Here is a 13819-nt window from a genome sequence, read left to right on the forward strand (position 1 = left end):
CTATGGATATGAAGAGCCTCTATCTGCTGGTTCCCCTGGCCCCCCTGGCGGGTGCCATCGTCGCCGGCCTGTTCTGCCGCGTCATTCCCCGCTGGCTGGCCCATACGGCCACCATCCTGGGGGTGGCCGTGGCGTTCATCACCTCCATCGTCATCTTCCAGGATGTGCTGGCGGGTGGCCGTTTCGACGGCACCGTCTATCAGTGGCTGGCCAGTGGCAAATACAAGTTCGAAGTCGGTTTCCTGATCGACAAGCTGACCGTGACCATGATGCTGGTGGTGACTTCCGTCTCCCTGATGGTGCACCTCTACACCATCGGTTACATGAAGGAAGACCCCGGCTACAACCGCTTCTTCAGCTACATCTCGTTGTTCACCTTCTCCATGCTGATGCTGGTGATGAGCAACAACTTCATGCAGCTCTTCTTCGGCTGGGAAGCCGTGGGCCTGGTTTCCTACCTGCTGATCGGCTTCTGGTACACCCGTCCCACCGCCATCTTCGCCAACATGAAGGCCTTCCTGGTGAACCGGGTCGGTGACTTCGGCTTCATCCTCGGCATCGGCTTGGTGCTGGCCCATTTCGGCAGCCTGCAGTACAAGGAAGTCTTTGAAATGGCGCCCCAGTTGGCTGGCAAGACCATCAACATCTGGGGTTCTGCCGATTGGTCCCTCATGACCGTGACTTGCATCTGCCTGTTCATCGGCGCCATGGGCAAGTCCGCCCAGGTGCCGCTGCACGTGTGGCTGCCCGATTCCATGGAAGGCCCGACCCCCATCTCCGCCCTGATCCACGCGGCGACCATGGTGACTGCCGGCATCTTCATGGTGGCGCGCATGTCCCCGCTGTTTGAGCTGTCCGACACGGCCCTGTCCTTCGTCCTGGTGATCGGTGCCACCACCGCCCTGTTCATGGGCTTCCTCGGCATCATCCAGAACGACATCAAGCGCGTGGTGGCCTATTCCACCCTGTCCCAGCTGGGTTACATGACCGTGGCCCTGGGCGCTTCCGCCTATTCCGTGGCCATCTTCCACCTGATGACCCACGCCTTCTTCAAGGCCCTGCTGTTCCTCGGTGCCGGTTCCGTCATCATCGGCATGCACCACGATCAGGACATGCGCAACATGGGCGGCCTGCGCAAGTACATGCCCATCACCTGGATCACGTCCCTGATCGGTTCCCTGGCCCTCATCGGCACGCCGTTCTTCGCCGGTTTCTACTCCAAGGACTCCATCATCGAAGCGGTGGCCCTGTCCAACATCGCCGGCGCCAAGTATGCCTACTTTGCGGTCATGGCCGGTGTCTTCATCACCGCCTTCTATTCCTTCCGCATGTATTTCCTGGTCTTCCATGGCGAGGAACGCTTCGGCAAGGCTCACCACGATCATCATGGCGACCATGAGGACGAAGAACCGGCCGACGACCACCACCATGGCCTGGCTCCCGGTCAGAAGCCCCACGAGTCTCCCTGGGTGGTGACCGTGCCCCTGATCGCCCTGGCCATTCCGTCCGTGATCATCGGTTACATCGCCATCGAGCCCATGCTCTTCGGCGACTACTTCAAGGGCGTCATCCACGTCAATGAAGAGGCCCACCCGGTGATGGAAGCCCTGCATCACCACTTCCACGGTGCCGTCGCCATGGCGCTGCACGCCGTGACCACCCCGGTGTTCTGGCTGGCCTTCTCCGGCGTTGCCTTGTCCTGGTTCTTCTACATGAAGCGCCCCGACATCCCGGCTGCCATCAAGGCCCGTTTCTCCGGTATCTACACCCTGCTGGACAACAAGTACTACTTCGACAAGTTCAACGAAGTGGTCTTTGCCGGCGGTGCCCGCCTCCTGGGCCGCGGCCTGTGGAAGGGCGGTGACGTGGCGCTGATCGACGGTCTGCTGGTGAATGGTTCCGCCCGTCTGGTGGGAGCGATCGCTTCCGTGGTCCGCTTCTTCCAGTCCGGCTACATCTACCACTATGCCTTCACCATGATCATCGGCGTGTTCGTGCTGCTGACCCTCTGGTTTAACCGCGCCTAAGCTAGAAGACTGGGATCAATATGTCTGGTTACTTGCTCTCTCTCGCCATCTGGACCCCGATTGTGGCCGGTCTGGTGGTGTTGTTCACCGGCTCCGACCGCAACGCGCCCCTGGCCCGCGGCCTGGCCCTGCTCGGAGCCGTCCTGGGTCTGCTGGTGACCCTGCCGCTCTATACCGGTTTCGACAAGGCCACCAGTGCCATGCAGTTCGTCGAACAGGCCTCCTGGATCGCCCCCTTCAACATCAACTACCACCTGGGGGTGGACGGCATTTCCATGCCCTTCGTCATCCTCAACGCCTTCATCACCATTCTGGTGGTGCTGGCCGGCTGGAAGGTGATCGAGCAGCGGGTGGCTCAGTACAACGCCGCGTTCCTGATCATGTCCGGTCTGCTCAACGGCATCTTCTGTGCTCTGGACGGCGTGCTGTTCTACGTCTTCTTCGAGGCCAGCCTGATTCCCCTGTACCTGATCATCGGCATGTGGGGCGGCCCCAACCGGGTTTACGCCGCCATCAAGTTCTTCCTCTACACCCTGATGGGCTCCCTGCTGTTCCTGATCGCCCTGATCTATCTCTTCTTCCAGTCCGGCGGTTCCTTCTCCATCCAGGACTGGCATCAGCTGCCCCTGGATCTGACCACCCAGATCTGGCTGTTCCTGGCTTTCCTGGTGGCCTTCGCCGTCAAGGTGCCGATGTGGCCGGTGCACACCTGGCTGCCCGATGCCCACGTGGAAGCGCCCACCGGCGGTTCCGTGGTGCTGGCCGCCATCGCCTTGAAGCTCGGTGCCTACGGTTTCCTGCGCTTCTCCCTGCCCATCGCCCCCGATGCATCCCATGAGCTGTCCGGCCTGATGATCGGCCTGTCTCTCATTGCCGTCATCTACATCGGTTTCGTTGCCCTGGTGCAGGCCGACATGAAGAAGCTGGTGGCCTACTCCTCCATCGCCCACATGGGCTTCGTCACCCTGGGCTTCTTCATGCTCAACCCCCTGGGCGTCGAGGGTGCGCTGGTGCAGATGATTTCCCACGGCTTCGTTTCCGGCGCCATGTTCCTTTGCATCGGCGTGCTGTATGACCGCATGCACAGCCGCCAGATCGCCGATTACGGCGGCGTGGTGAACACCATGCCCAAGTTTGCCGCCTTCTTCATGCTCTTCTCCATGGCCAATGCCGGCCTGCCTGCCACCTCCGGCTTCGTCGGCGAGTTCATGGTGATCCTGGGGGCCGTCGAGTACAACTTCTGGGTTGCTTTCGCTGCCGCCACCACCATGATCGTCGGTGCTGCCTACACCCTCTGGATGTACAAGCGGGTGGTTTTCGGCGCCGTCGCCAACAGCCACGTGGCCGAACTGGAAGACATCAATGCACGGGAATTCTTCTTCCTCGCCATCCTGGCCCTGTGCGTCCTGGGCATGGGTCTGTATCCCCTGCCTTTCACCGAAGTGATGCATGCGTCGGTCAATGACCTGCTGCAGCACGTGGCCCAGAGCAAACTCCAATAATGGAAGCCGCCATGCTGACGAATTTCGTTATTCCCGACCTGCTGCCGGCAGCGCCGGAACTCTTCATCCTGGCCATGGCCTGCGTGATCCTCATTGTGGACCTGTTCGTCAAGAGCAAGGCCCGCACCCTGACCTTCGCGCTGACCCAGCTGACCCTGGTCGGTTGCGCCGCCATCACCTACATGACCAGCACGGGGGAGATCACCTATACCTTCTCCAACATGTTCGTCGATGACCTGATGGCGGACCTGCTGAAGCTGTTCCTCGATCTCACGGTCATCGTGGTGCTCTTCTATGCCCGCGGCTACATCGCCGAGCGGGTCTCCATGGCCAAGGGCGAGTTCTACGTCCTGGTGCTGCTGGCGACTCTGGGCATGATGGTGATGATTTCCGCCAACCATCTGCTGACCCTGTACCTGGGCCTGGAAATGATGTCCCTGTCGGTCTACGCCATGGTCGCCCTGAACCGGGATTCGACCCAGGCCACCGAAGCCGCCATGAAGTACTTCGTGCTCGGCGCCCTGGCCTCCGGCCTGCTGCTATACGGCATCTCCATGGTCTACGGCGCCACCGGCACCCTGGAAATCACCCAGGTGGCCCAGGCCCTGGCCCAGGGCGCGGTCAACAAGACCATCCTGGTCTTCGGCCTGGTGTTCCTGGTGGCCGGCATCGCCTTCAAGCTGGGCGTGGTTCCCTTCCACATGTGGATTCCGGACGTCTATCACGGCGCTCCCACCCCGGTGACCCTGTTCATTGCCTCCGCTCCCAAGCTGGCCGCCTTCGCCATGGTCATCCGGCTGCTGGTCAACGGCCTGTTCTTCCTGGCGCCCGATTGGCAGCAGATGCTGATGATCCTGGCCGTGCTGTCCATGGCCATCGGTAACCTGGCTGCCATCGCCCAGACCAACATCAAGCGCATGCTGGCCTATTCCGCCATCTCCCACATGGGCTTCATGCTGCTCGGCATGGTTTCCGGCGTGGTCGGCGGCGATGCCCGTTTCGCCCTGAATGCCTACAGCTCCTCCATGTTCTACATGGTGGCCTACGTCATCACCAGCGTGGCCGGCTTCGGCATGATCCTGCTGCTGGCCCGGGCCGGTTTCGAGGCCGACTCCCTGGACGATTTCAAGGGCCTGAACAAGCGCAGCCCCTGGTTCGCCAGCATGATGATGGTGGTGATGCTGTCCATGGCCGGCATCCCGTTCTTCGTTGGCTTCTTCGCCAAGTTCGCCGTGCTGCAGGCGGTCGTTGCCGCCGGCTACATGTGGCTGGCCATCGCCGCCGTGCTGTTCTCCCTGATCGGCGCCTTCTACTACCTGCGGGTGGTGAAGCTGATGTACTTCGATGCTCCCCTGGACGAAACCCCCATCGCCGCCGGCTTCGACACCAAGCTGCTGCTGTCCGCCAACGGCCTGGCCGTGGCCCTGCTGGGTCTGTTCCCCCAGACCCTGATGTACCTCTGCGCCGTGGCCCTGGTGCGCTCTCTCTGAGGCGCCCTCCAGCCCCGCTCAGCAACGCCCCGGCAGCCCCGGGGCGTTTTCTTTTTCCTTGTTGCAAGCCTTGCCGGAGCCATGCGTGGAAAGTCAAACCAAGCCCGATGCCCATCTCGTCGAAGAAACCCTGAGTACCGAGCAGGTCTGGCGGGGCCGCCTGCTCGATGTTCGCCGTGACCAGGTGCGTCTGCCGGACGCCCATGAGGGGGTGCGGGAGTACATTGTCCATCCCGGTGCCGTGGTGATCATTGCCGTGCTCGATAATGGCAAGCTGCTTTTCGAACGCCAGTACCGCCACCCGGTGGGGCAGGTGTTCCTCGAACTGCCTGCCGGCAAGATCGATCCGGGGGAGGAAATACTGAAGACCGCCATCCGCGAACTGCGTGAGGAAACCGGCCATGCCGCGGGTCAATGGCGCTATCTGGGGGTCATGCATCCCTGCATCGGCTACTCCAACGAGCGCATCGAAATATTCCTGGCCCGGGAACTGATCCGGGAGTCGGCTCCCCAGTTGGATCACGGCGAGCACCTGGAGGTGATCGAAATGTCCCTGGAGGAGGCTGCCGCCGCCATCCGCGACGGGCGCCTGACCGATGCCAAGACCATCACCGCCCTCTATTGGGCGGAAAAGGTGCTGCAGGAAGGCTGGTGATCCAGGTCACCAAAGCAAAAGGCCCGCAATAGCGGGCCTTTTGCTTGATATCAGCCGTTGCTCAGACGGTGTCGTCGCAGACCACCCGGTCGCGGCCGCTCTGCTTGGCGCGGTACATGCGCTGGTCAGCCTTTTCCACCAGGGTTTTCCAGTCCAGGGTCTGGTCTTCCAGGCGCTCGGCGATGCCGATGCTGGCGGTCACCGGCGAGCCGTCCGGACGCAGGCCGAAGCCGGCCTGGCGCATCCGCCGCATGGCCTGCTGGGCCTGTTCCAGGTCCGTGTTGGGCATGCTCAGGATGAATTCCTCGCCGCCCCAGCGGGCCAGCATGTCGCCCCGGCGCAGATTGTTCGAAATGGAGTCGGTGGCGCCCACCAGGACGCTGTCGCCGGCTTCGTGGCCATAGCGGTCATTGACGGCCTTGAAGTTGTCCAGGTCGAGGAAGGCGATGGCCAGGGGAGCGTTGCTGCGGGTGGAGATGATGAACTGGAGTTCCAGCACTTCCTCGCCGCTACGGCGGGAGAAAATACCGGTGAGGGGATCCCGCACGGCCTGGCGCACCAGGGCGATCATGAAGGCGAGCTGGGATAGTCCGGCCAGGGTGGACACACCGGTGATCAGGGTCAGCAGCCAGAAGGCGCGGGCAAAGGATGGCCAGTCCAGTGTGGCCCAGCTGATGATGCCGGAGACGGCCTGGGCCAGCAGCATGGGCAGGGCGAAGAGGATGTTCTCCAGCAGGGTCAGGGGGAAGATGGAGAGTCCCGCCAGCAGGACGAAGGGCAGGAAGGCGTAGCCGGCACCGATGGCGGCCTGCATGCCGGTCAGCTGGTAATTGACCAGCAACTGGTGGGTGGCGACGTAGAAGACGGTGGGGATGGCAAACAATATGGCCATGGCCCGGTAGGCGTCCGTGAGGCTGCCGGAGGGGCGGTAGTAGAGCACCAGCAGGGCAAAGGCGACACTGGCCAGGATGCGCATGGAGGCCAGGGCGAACCACAATGGGAAGGGGAAGACCAGGTAGTCGATGATGCTCCACAGGGGCGTCAGGACGGCGAAGAGGAAGGCGAACAGGCGCACCCGGTTCACGATCATGGTCGCACGCCGCCGGGAGAGCAGAGTGAGGTGGAAATGGGGTGACACCAGCCAGGCCAGTTCGGCCTGGTTCAGCTCGCCGGGCATGAGGCCGGTGAGGCGGTGCCAGACGATATGTGCAAGTCGACTGGTCATGAAAAAGGGTCTTTTGTCTCGATGTAGCCTGTCGTGTTGTTGGTTGTACGGTGCCCCAAAAACAAGGGCAGCCCGCAGGCTGCCCGAGAGGATAGCATCAAATTGTTGCGCTGCGCTTAGCCGCAGGAGCCCACGGCGCCGCAGGCGGTGCAGAATTCGCAGCCATCCTTTTTGATGACCGTGGTATTGCCGCATTCGCTGCACAGCTTGCCCTGGGTGGGGCGGACGCTGTTGGAGGCTTCTTCCGGCGCTTCCAGGATGCCCATCTGCTGCAGGGGCACGCCCTGCTCATCGAGGATGCCGAGCATGGCGTAGCGGTGGATGATGAGCTGGGCCAGGTAAGCCACCGTGGAGGGGTAGTTGGTCTGGCGGCGGGTGCCGGGCACGAAGGCCATGAAGTCGCCCAGGGGTTCCGGGTAGTCCAGCAGCTTGCGCAGCTTCATGCCGATCCAGGCCGGGTCCACCACCCGCATGTCGAGGGACAGCAGCTTGCACAGGCCGTCCAGGGCGCGCGGATAGTTGCCGGAGAGCCACATGGAGTAGGGGCGGGTGACGCCGTCGGGCAGGGTGATTTCCTTCAGGCCCAGGACGAAGTCTTCGCCGGTGGTCGGGTTGAAGACATCCACCGTCCAGGACAGGGTGCCGTCGGTGCCGGTCTTCGGTTCCTTGGCGCTGAACATGGCGTCCACCACCGGAGTCGGGCCTTCGTGCTTCATGGCACCCAGCTGCTCCACACGCCAGTGGATCACCTGGGCCATGGCGGAAACGATGGAGGGCATGCGCTTGTGCTCGCCGTGGGGCGGGAAGGGCAGGTCGAAGGCGTCGCCCGGGGTCTTGGCCAGGGCATCCAGCTTCATCTCCAGCAGGCCCCGGTCATTGGCCCGCATGTCCATGGACAGGGTCTTGGCCACGGCACCCAGGCCGCGGGGTACGTCGGGACCGTTCACCCAGATCTCGAAGGGCCAGGAGCGGCGCGGGGCGCCTTCCTCTTCCTGCTCCACATGGCCGACGAAGAGGGCGAACTTGCCCTGGGGGTAATCGAGCATGTAGGTCCAGGCCATGTTGCCTTCCGGCAGGGTGGGGCGGCCGGGCCAGCGCAGGGAGGCCAGCACGGGGGCCGGCAGGTTCTTGATGGAGAGGCGGCGGTTGGCGTCGGAGACGAAATCCTGGGGGTGATTCTTTTCCTCTTCAGCCTGGGCCTGGGCCTTGGTCGGCTCGACGGAGAGCACGGAGCCCAGGATGCTGTTGGGCCGGTAGGTGGCCAGGCCCTTGAGGCCGGACTTCCAGGCTTCCACGTAGAGGTCCTGGAAATCCTCGTAGGGGTAGTCGCCGGGCACGTTCACCGTCTTGGAGATAGCGGTATCGATGTAGGGGGCGACGGCTGCCACCATGTCCTTGTGGGCGGCGGCGGAAATTTCCAGGGCGGTGACGAAGTAGTCGGGCAGCTTTTCCACATTGCCGCCCTGGTGCTTGTAAAGGCGCCAGGCGTAGTCTTCCACCGCGTATTCCTTCAGGGTGCCGTCGGGCATGCGCTTCTTCCGGTTGTAGGTCCAGGAGAAGGGCGGCTCGATGCCGTTGGAGGCATTGTCGGCGAAGGCCAGGGAAATGGTGCCGGTGGGGGCGATGGACAGCAGGTGGGAATTGCGCAGGCCGTGCTTGCGGATTTCGGCCTTGACCTCGTTGGGCAGGCGGGAGGCAAAGTTGCCGCCGGAAAGGTACAGCTCGGCGTTGAAGAGGGGGAAGGCGCCCCGTTCCTTGGCCATTTCCACGGAGGTCAGGTAGGCGGTGTCGCGCATGAATTCGGAAATGCGGGAGGCCATGGCCCGGGCTTCGGCCCGGTCGTAGCGCAGGCGCAGCATGGCCAGGGCATCGCCCAGGCCGGTGAAGCCGAGGCCGATGCGGCGCTTGTTGGCGGCTTCTTCCTTCTGCCGTTCCAGGGGCCAGTGGGTGGCGTCCAGCACGTTGTCCAGCATGCGGGTGGACACCTTGATCACTTCGCCGAAAGCGTCGAAGTCGAACTCGGCCTGTTCGGAGAAGGCGTTCTTGACGAACAGGGTCAGGTTGATGGAACCCAGGCAGCAGCAGCCGTAGGGCGGCAGGGGCTGTTCGGCGCAGGGGTTGGTGGCCTCGATCTGCTCGCAGTAATTAAGGTTGTTGTCCTTGTTGATGCGGTCCAGGAAGAGGATGCCGGGTTCGGCGTGGTCGTAGGTGGACTTCATCACCTGGTCCCACAGGTCCCGGGCCCGTACCTTGCGATAGACCCACATGCCGTCCTCGCGCTGGAAGGCTCCTTGGGACTTCATGTCGGCGTTGGGCTCGGCCTTGTGCACCAGTTCCACCTCGCCGTCGGCTTCCACCGCCTGCATGAAGGCATCGGTGACGCCCAGGGAGATGTTGAAGTTGGTCAGGTCGCCCTTGTCCTTGGCGTGGATGAAGTCCTCGATGTCCGGATGGTCGCAGCGCAGCACGCCCATCTGGGCGCCGCGGCGGGCGCCGGCGGATTCCACGGTCTCGCAGGAGCGGTCGAAGACGCGCATGTAGGAGACGGGGCCGGAGGCACGGGACTGGGTGCCCTTGACCTGGGCGCCTACGGGGCGGATGGAGGAGAAGTCGTAGCCGACGCCGCCACCGCGACGCATGGTCTCGGCGGCCTGGGCCAGGGCGGTGTAGATGCCGGGACGGCCGTCCACCACTTCAACGATGGAGTCGCCGACCGGCTGCACGAAGCAGTTGATCAGGGTGGCGGCGAGATCGGTGCCGGCGGCGGAGTTGATGCGGCCGGCGGGGACGAAACCGTTTTCCTGGGCCCAGAGGAATTTTTCTTCCCACTTGGCCCGGTCCTTCTCGTGTTCGACGGCGGCCAGGGCGCGGGCAACGCGGCGGCGCACGTCATGCACGTTCATTTCCTTGCCCTTGGCGTACTTTTCCACCAGCACTTCGGTGGAGATTTCCTGCTCGGGCAGCGGGGCAAATTCGGGTGCTTCGGGAATGGCGGACAGGGAGAGCTGTTCGGCGACCTGATTCATGGGTTTCCTCTCCAAAAATGTGGGTATGCGGTTGGTAATATGCCCCGGTAGTCCGGAGTCGAATGGGAGGTAAAGCTACTACATGTAGTGGTGCTAGGCAAATGCTTGACTAGATGTAGTTGTTGCGCTGTTCCCGGGGTGGTTCGCGGAAAGGCTGGAAAAATCAGGATTGGCACATTTTTTGACAATAAAACTGTGGTTCCGTTTGCAGCCGGTGGAACAAAAAATACCTAGGGGGCGGGCGGGGGAGGAGGGGGTGGTCCGGGGTAGTCCGGTCGCAAAATCCGGTGGGGAGATTGGCCGATGGCCGGGGCCGTCCAAGGGCGGCGGTGGCGGTCCGGGAGTCCGGACCGCCGAGGGGTGTTGCGGCTATTACAGGTTGAGCAGGGTGGCGGTGTGGCGGGCGATCATCCATTCCTCGTTGGTGGGGATGACCAGCACGTCCACGGTGCTGCGGGGTTCGCTGATGCGGTTGGCGTGCAGAGCGTTGGCCGATTCGTCGATGCTGATGCCCAGCCAGGAGGCCTGCAGACAGACGCGACGGCGCACTTCGGCTGCGTGCTCGCCGATGCCGCCGGTGAACACCAGGGCGTCGATGCCGCCGATGGCGGCCGCCAGGGAACCCAGCTCCCGCACCACGCGGTAGCAGAAGAGATCCACCGCCTCCTTGGCTTCCGGCTTGTCGCTGGCCAGCAGGGTGCGCATGTCCGGGGAAATGCCGGAAACGCCGAGCAGGCCCGACTCCTTGTACAGCAGCTTGGTCAGGGCCTTCACGTCCATGCCCTTGTTTTCCATCAGGTACAGCATCACGCCCGGGTCCAGGGCGCCGGTACGGGTGCCCATCATCAGGCCCTCGACCGCGGTGAAGCCCATGGTGGACACTTGGCTCTTGCGATCCACCATGCCGCACATGGAGGCGCCGTTGCCCAGGTGGGCCACCACCACCCGGCCATTGGCCCGGGGCGAGTAGTCCGGCAGCACCCGGGCGATGTACTCGTAGGAGAGGCCGTGGAAGCCGTAGCGTTTGACCCCTTCGCCGGTGATCCAGCGGGGCAGGGCAAAGGCCTGGGCCACGGGGGCCTGGGTACGGTGGAAGGCGGTGTCGAAACAGGCCACCTGGGGCACTTCCGGCATCATGGTGCGCAGGGCATCGACGCCGTCCAGGTTGTGGGGCTGGTGCAGGGGCGCCAGGGGAATGAGCCGGGTCAGGTGCTCGATGATGTTGTCGTCGAGCTTCATGGGGCGCGAATAGCGCTCGCCGCCATGGACCACCCGGTGGCCCACGGCCACGATCTTCCAGCCCTTTTCATGGTCGTGCAGCCAGGAGATGAGGAACTCCAGGGCCTCGTGGTGCTGGCTTTCCGCATCGCCCTGGAGCGGGATGTCCACGTCGTCCAGCTTCTTGCCCTTGTCGTCCTTGGCCTTGATGTGGGCCTTGACGCCGATGCCGTCGATCTGGCCGGAGAGCACGGGTTCCGCAGCGATGCCGCCGCCGTTCTCCAGCTCGTAGAGGGAGAACTTGATGGAGGAGGAGCCGGCGTTGAGGGTGAGGACGGCGCGGGTCATTGGTTCTGCTTCCGGTAGGCGTGGGCCATCAGGGCGGCAATGGCGCAGGACGCGGTGCGGGTCTCGGCGGTGTCGGCGCGGGAGGTCAGCACGATGGGGCACTTGGCGCCCAGCACGACGCCGGCGGAAAGGGCGTTGGCCAGGTATTCCAGCTGCTTGGCCACCATATTGCCGGACTCCAGGTCAGGCACCACCAGGATGTCGGCCTGACCGGCGACGGCGGACTTGATGCCCTTGGTCTTGGCAGCCACCAGGGAAACGGCGTTGTCGAAGGCCAGGGGGCCGTCCAGCAGGCCGCCCTTGATCTGGCCCCGGTCGGCCATCTTGCACAGGGCGGCGGCATCCAGGGTGGACTGGATCTTGGGATTGACCGTTTCCACGGCGGAAAGGATGGCCACCTTGGGTTCCGGGTTGCCCAGGATGTGGAAGAGATCGATGGCATTCTGGATGATGTCCACCTTGTCTTCCAGGGTCGGCGCGATGTTGATGGCCGCATCGGTGATCATGATGGGCTTGGGATAGGTGGGTACGTCCATGTAGAAGACGTGGGAGATGCGGCGGGAGGTGCGCAGGCCGTTGGCCCGGGACACCACCTCGCCCATCAGTTCGTCGGTATGCAGGCTACCCTTCATCAGGGCTTCGCAGTCGCCGTTGCGCACCAGGGTCACGGCCATGGCGGCGGATTCGTGGCTGTGGCGGGTGTTGACGATGCGGATGCCGGTCAGGTCCAGGCCGTTCTCTTCGGCGACGGAGCGGATCTTGGCCTCCGGGCCCACCAGGAAGGGTTCGATGAGGCCGGCCCGGGCGGCGAAGATGGGGCCCTTCAGGGATTCGGCATCGCAGGGATGGGCCACGGCCACGGGAATGGGTTCCAGGCCAGCGGCGGTGGCCAGCAGGGCCTGGTAGCGGGCTTCCTTGTCGCTGATGGTGAATTCGGGCAGATGCACCCGCTCGCGGCGGATCTTCTCCGTCGGCGCCAGCACCTCGGCGGTACCGCTGACCACCTGCAGGCCTTCCTGGTTGGTGCATTGGCAGTCGAAGAGAATGTGCTTGTTGTGGTCGAACTTCTGCTTGGCGGTGATGGTGATGGTCACCGTGTCGCCGATGGTGACCGGTCGGGAGAAATGCAGGGACTGGTCGATGTAGATGGTGCCCGGCCCCGGGAACTGGGTGCCGAGCACGGTGGAAATGAGGGCGCCGCTCCACATGCCGTGGGCCACCACCTCCCGGAAAATGCCGCTCTGGGCGAATTCCGGGTCCACCACGGAGGGATTCACATCCCCCGACATGATGGCGAACAGCTTGATGTCTTCCGGACGCAGGGTCCGGATCAGGGTGGAAGAATCTCCCACCTGGATTTCGTCGAAAGTCTTGTTTTCGATGTACTGCTCGGTGTGCTCAGCGTGCATGGCGCCTCCCGTTTTTTCGATTGTGTGGAGCTCTTAGCCGACGATGTTGTAGCCGCCGTCGATGTAGATGGTACCGCCGGTCAGGGTCTTCGCCACATCGCTGCACAGGTAGGCGGCCAGGGCGCCGACGTCGTCGATGGAGACCAGGCGGTGCAGGGGGGCCCGTTCCACGGCGTCCTTCATCAGATCGTCGAAGTGGGCGATGCCGGAGGCGGCGCGGGTGGCCAGGGGGCCCGGGGAGATGGCGTGCACCCGGATGCCCTTGGGGCCCAGCTCGGTGGCCAGATAGCGGGTGGAAGCCTGCAGGGCGGCCTTCACCGGGCCCATCATGCCGTAGTTGTCCACCACTTCATCGGCACCCAGGTAGCTCATGGTCAGCAGGGAGCCGCCGTCCTTCATCAGGGGCTCGGCCAGCTTGGCCATGCGGATGAAGGAGTGGCAGGAAATGTCGATGGCCCGCAGGAAGCCCTGGCGGGAGCAGTCCACCACCCGGCCGTGCAGGTCTTCCTTGGGGGCGAAGGCGATGGAGTGCAGGAGGAAGTCCAGCTTGCCCCACTTCTGTTCGATGGCGGCGAAAACAGCTGCCAGCTGATCGTCCTGTTCCACGTCCAGGGGCAGCACCAGGGGGGCGGCCAGCAGCTCGGCCAGGGGGCGCACGTGGGGTTCGGCCTTTTCATTCAGGTAGGTGACCGCCAGTTCGGCGCCGCAGATGTTGAAAGCCTTGGCGCAGCCGTAGGCAATGCTCTTGTTGTTGGCGATACCGACGACCAGGCCTTTTTTGCCGTTGAGGTTGAACATTTGCAGAACTCCAGGTTAGTTGAATGAAGGTGAACCATCCGGCGTCCAGTCTGGACCGGGGCCGTTATTGCAATCCTGTATTCGTTATCATGCCGCATTTTGTGTTGCGGTGCAGCATATC

At 63.4% G+C, this 13819-nt stretch carries 9 protein-coding genes; 4 read left to right on the forward strand and 5 right to left on the reverse strand.

Translation table 11 applies throughout. The annotated features are described in order from the left end of the window. The first annotated feature begins 2 nt into the window (after positions 1 to 2). The 4 genes from nuoL to AZSP09_RS01570 all read left to right on the forward strand — a co-directional run bounded on the left by nuoL (position 3) and on the right by AZSP09_RS01570 (position 5674). Positions 3 to 2027 (forward strand): NADH-quinone oxidoreductase subunit L, encoded by a 2025-nt coding sequence (nuoL, locus tag AZSP09_RS01555; protein WP_152088954.1) that lies wholly within the window; start codon positions 3 to 5, stop codon positions 2025 to 2027. Positions 2028 to 2047: 20 nt separating this feature from the next. Continuing rightward, complete coding sequence (locus AZSP09_RS01560) at positions 2048 to 3529, forward strand: NADH-quinone oxidoreductase subunit M (RefSeq protein ID WP_014238053.1); 1482 nt, start codon at positions 2048 to 2050, stop codon at positions 3527 to 3529. Positions 3530 to 3540: 11 nt separating this feature from the next. Then, positions 3541 to 5019: an NADH-quinone oxidoreductase subunit NuoN gene (gene nuoN / locus AZSP09_RS01565; RefSeq protein ID WP_014238052.1), complete on the forward strand. Its 1479-nt coding sequence runs from the start codon at positions 3541 to 3543 to the stop codon at positions 5017 to 5019. 85 nt (positions 5020 to 5104) lie between these two features. Beyond that, positions 5105 to 5674: an NUDIX domain-containing protein gene (locus AZSP09_RS01570; protein WP_152088955.1), complete on the forward strand. Its 570-nt coding sequence runs from the start codon at positions 5105 to 5107 to the stop codon at positions 5672 to 5674. A gap of 61 nt (positions 5675 to 5735) precedes the next feature. Here AZSP09_RS01570 and AZSP09_RS01575 read toward each other — a convergent pair whose 3' ends face one another. From AZSP09_RS01575 to fabI, 5 genes are all read right to left on the reverse strand, one after another. Next, entirely contained in the window at positions 5736 to 6899 is a 1164-nt protein-coding gene (locus AZSP09_RS01575; protein ID WP_152088956.1) for a GGDEF domain-containing protein, read from the reverse strand. A gap of 116 nt (positions 6900 to 7015) precedes the next feature. Continuing rightward, positions 7016 to 9925: an adenosylcobalamin-dependent ribonucleoside-diphosphate reductase gene (locus AZSP09_RS01580; RefSeq protein WP_014238049.1), complete on the reverse strand. Its 2910-nt coding sequence runs from the start codon at positions 9923 to 9925 to the stop codon at positions 7016 to 7018. A 372-nt stretch (positions 9926 to 10297) separates the two neighbouring features. After that, on the reverse strand, positions 10298 to 11491 hold the full coding sequence (locus tag AZSP09_RS01585; protein WP_014238048.1) for an acetate/propionate family kinase: 1194 nt from the start codon (positions 11489 to 11491) through the stop codon (positions 10298 to 10300). Then, entirely contained in the window at positions 11488 to 12900 is a 1413-nt protein-coding gene (locus AZSP09_RS01590; protein WP_014238047.1) for a bifunctional enoyl-CoA hydratase/phosphate acetyltransferase, read from the reverse strand. The genes AZSP09_RS01585 and AZSP09_RS01590 overlap by 4 nt, the downstream gene beginning before the upstream one ends. Positions 12901 to 12933: 33 nt before the next feature. Next, positions 12934 to 13698, reverse strand: a complete 765-nt coding sequence (gene fabI / locus AZSP09_RS01595; protein WP_014238046.1) for an enoyl-ACP reductase FabI — start codon at positions 13696 to 13698, stop codon at positions 12934 to 12936. Positions 13699 to 13819 lie beyond the last annotated feature (121 nt).

Source organism: Azospira sp. I09 (genome assembly GCF_009177135.1).
Classification (GTDB): domain Bacteria; phylum Pseudomonadota; class Gammaproteobacteria; order Burkholderiales; family Rhodocyclaceae; genus Azospira; species Azospira oryzae.

Bases quoted from the DNA above. Each gene is read 5' to 3' on its own strand.
- nuoN (WP_014238052.1), top strand. From the start codon at position 3,541: ATGCTGACGAATTTCGTTATTCCCGACCTGCTGCCGGCAGCGCCGGAA.
- AZSP09_RS01560 (WP_014238053.1), top strand. From the start codon at position 2,048: ATGTCTGGTTACTTGCTCTCTCTCGCCATCTGGACCCCGATTGTGGCC.
- AZSP09_RS01575 (WP_152088956.1), bottom strand. From the start codon at position 6,899: ATGACCAGTCGACTTGCACATATCGTCTGGCACCGCCTCACCGGCCTC.
- AZSP09_RS01580 (WP_014238049.1), bottom strand. From the start codon at position 9,925: ATGAATCAGGTCGCCGAACAGCTCTCCCTGTCCGCCATTCCCGAAGCA.
- nuoL (WP_152088954.1), top strand. From the start codon at position 3: ATGGATATGAAGAGCCTCTATCTGCTGGTTCCCCTGGCCCCCCTGGCG.
- AZSP09_RS01585 (WP_014238048.1), bottom strand. From the start codon at position 11,491: ATGACCCGCGCCGTCCTCACCCTCAACGCCGGCTCCTCCTCCATCAAG.
- fabI (WP_014238046.1), bottom strand. From the start codon at position 13,698: ATGTTCAACCTCAACGGCAAAAAAGGCCTGGTCGTCGGTATCGCCAAC.
- AZSP09_RS01590 (WP_014238047.1), bottom strand. From the start codon at position 12,900: ATGCACGCTGAGCACACCGAGCAGTACATCGAAAACAAGACTTTCGAC.